Annotated in this window: 2 protein-coding genes; one reads left to right on the forward strand and one right to left on the reverse strand. The window is 73.1% G+C overall.

All coding sequences use genetic code 11. The annotated features are described in order from the left end of the window. Positions 1-157: 157 nt before the first annotated feature. On the reverse strand, positions 158-850 hold the full coding sequence (locus ACWGDE_RS38565) for a response regulator transcription factor (protein WP_453393753.1): 693 nt from the start codon (positions 848-850) through the stop codon (positions 158-160). Between the two features lie 187 nt (positions 851-1,037). Here ACWGDE_RS38565 and ACWGDE_RS38570 point away from each other — a divergent pair. Continuing rightward, positions 1,038-1,909, forward strand: an 872-nt coding sequence (locus ACWGDE_RS38570; protein ID WP_453393754.1) for a serine/threonine-protein kinase, incomplete at its 3' end; no start/stop codon positions are given.

The following is a 1,909-nucleotide window of genomic DNA, read 5'->3' on the forward strand; positions in this document are numbered from 1 at the left end:
CTCGTGGGCGGTTTCCCACAGGTCCGAGCGCATGACGGAGAGGAACAGCACGGCGGCGGTGACCAGGGCGACGGCGAGCGCCGCGGTGACGGCGGCCGTGGCGCGGGTCCGCAGCGTGCGCGGGCGGAGGCGGCGCGGCACGGTGATCCGGCGGCCGTCACGACGGGGAAGCGGGCCGGCGGCCGACGCTGAGCCGGTAGCCGCTGCCCCGGACGGTGAGGATGCTCACACTTCCGGAAGGCGTGCTGATCTTCCGCCGCAAGGAGCTGACGTAGACCTCGACGACGTTGAGCGGGCGGTCGGCCTGGTCGTCCCAGACCCGCCCGATGATCTCCGGTTTGGTGACCACCTGCTCGACCCTCTCCGCCAGGCAGCCCAGCACGGCGAACTCCTTCGGGGTGAGCTCGATCTCCTCCTCGCCGCGCCAGACCCGCATGGACACCGGGTCGATCAGCAGGTCGCCGACCTGCCACCCGGTGGGGATGTGCCGCCTGCTGCGGCGCGCCAGTGCCCTCAGCCGTGCCGTCAGCACGACGAACGAGAACGGCTTGACGAGATAGTCGTCCGCGCCGGTCTCCAGCCCTTCCGCGATGTCGTACTCGCCGTCCTTCGCGGTGAGCATCAGGACCGGCGTGCTGTCGCCGGCGGCGCGGAGCCGCGTGCACACCTCGTAGCCGTGCATCCCCGGCAGCATCACGTCGAGCACGATCGCGTCGTAGCCGCCGCCCAGGGCGCGGCGCAGCCCCGCGTGCCCGTCGGGCGCCCACTCCGTCGTGAACCCCTCCTCGGACAGGCCCTGGCGGAGCAGGTCGGCGAACCGGGCGTTGTCTTCGACCAAAAGCAGGCGCATGCCGTCAGAATGCCGCATTCCGCCCGGCCGCCCGGAAAACCTGAACCCCGCTTCAGGGACCGCGCCGCTCGAGGATCAAGGTGCCGTTCGCCGCCCCGGTCCTGCCGGGACGTCCTCTAGGGTGGCTCCATCGGTTGATCCGCACGCCCGAGCGTCCGGACAAAGTTCATGGGGACAGGGGGAGTTGGTGGAGTCATTGCGGCCCGGTGACCCGCCGGAGATCGGTGGGTACCGCCTGCTGGCACGGCTGGGCGAGGGAGGCATGGGCGAGGTGTTCCTGGCCCGGACGGCATCCGGCAGGCCGCTGGCCCTGAAGACGGTGCACCGGGAGCTGAGCCGGGACCCGGACTTCGCCGACCGCTTCGCCCGGGAGATCCGCGCCAACGACCGGGTGCGCTCCCCGTGGACGGTCTCGGTCGTGGACTTCAGCCCTCCGGGGGCGTCCCCGCAGTGGCTGGCGACGGAGTACGTCGCGGCGCCTTCGCTGGGCGACTGGGTGCACCGGAACGGGCCGCTGTCCACGCAGGCCGTGTGGTGCCTGGCCCGGGAGCTGTCGGCCGCGCTCGCCGCCGTACGGGCGGCGGGTGTGGTCCACCGCGACATCAAGCCGGCGAACGTGCTGCTCGGCCCCGAGCGGCCCTTCCTCATCGACTTCGGCATCGCCCGCGCCGTACGCGACCCGCGCCACACGCAGACCGGCGCGGTCATCGGTACGCCCGGCTACCTCGCGCCGGAGCAGGCGACCGGAACCGTGGCCGCCGCGCCCGCCGACGTGTTCTCGCTGGCCGCGGTCCTCGTGTACGCGGCGACCGGCCGCAGTCCGTTCCTGGCCCACGGCGAGGAAATGGCGCTCCCCGGCCTCCTGTACCGGATCGTCCACGAGGAACCCCGGCTCGACGGCGTTCCCGAGGGACTCCTCTCCCTGGTGGGGGACTGCCTCGCCAAGGAGCCGGACCGGCGCCCGGCCGCCGAGGAGGTGCTGGCGCGGGTCGGCGCCGCGGGGCAGGAATGGAGCGCGGCGGTGCCACCGGCCCTGGTGGAGGACGCGGGCCACCGGGA

Source organism: Streptomyces sp. NPDC054956, assembly GCF_053609185.1.

Excerpts from the sequence above, each read along its gene's own strand:
- ACWGDE_RS38565 (WP_453393753.1), bottom strand. The coding sequence starts at position 850 with ATGCGCCTGCTTTTGGTCGAAGACAACGCCCGGTTCGCCGACCTGCTC.